Source organism: Nonomuraea sp. NPDC048916, from assembly GCF_040649575.1.
GTDB lineage: Bacteria > Actinomycetota > Actinomycetes > Streptosporangiales > Streptosporangiaceae > Nonomuraea.
Genome location: NZ_JBEZFS010000240.1, coordinates 1 through 434 on the forward strand (window position 1 = coordinate 1; position 434 = coordinate 434).

At 68.2% G+C, this 434-nt stretch carries 1 pseudogene; it reads right to left on the reverse strand.

Features of this window, described 5'->3' with window-relative positions:
• Positions 1-243: 243 nt before the first annotated feature.
• Positions 244-434 (reverse strand): annotated as a pseudogene (locus AB0C16_RS40655) (pyridine nucleotide-disulfide oxidoreductase); the annotation flags it as partial.

Here is a 434-nt window from a genome sequence, read left to right on the forward strand (position 1 = left end):
CGCCCAAACACTCGGCTTCCAGGAGACGGGCTTCCAGCTCAGCCTACGACTCTCCGAAAGCTGACCCCTTACGAGCTTACGAGCTGGTGCTTGATAGCAGGTGAGGGGTGTTTGCCCAGGTCATGGGCCAGCGGCCGGTGGACGATCCTTTCCGCAGATCGGCCGAGCGACTGGTCCCTTCCGGGACATCTGACCAGCGGCGTGCAGGGGGTCTTGACCCGGCGTCGCCCGCCCTCGTCGCCGCTACCCCCGATACGTCTCCAGCAGCCGCAGCCACACCTCGCTGATGGTCGGGTACGCCGGGACCGCGTGCCACAGGCGGGCGATGGGCACCTCCCCCGCGACGGCGACCGTCGCCGAGTGCAGGAGTTCGCCGATGCCCGGGCCGACGAAGGTGACGCCGAGGAGGATCTCGCGGTCCAGGTCCACGATCA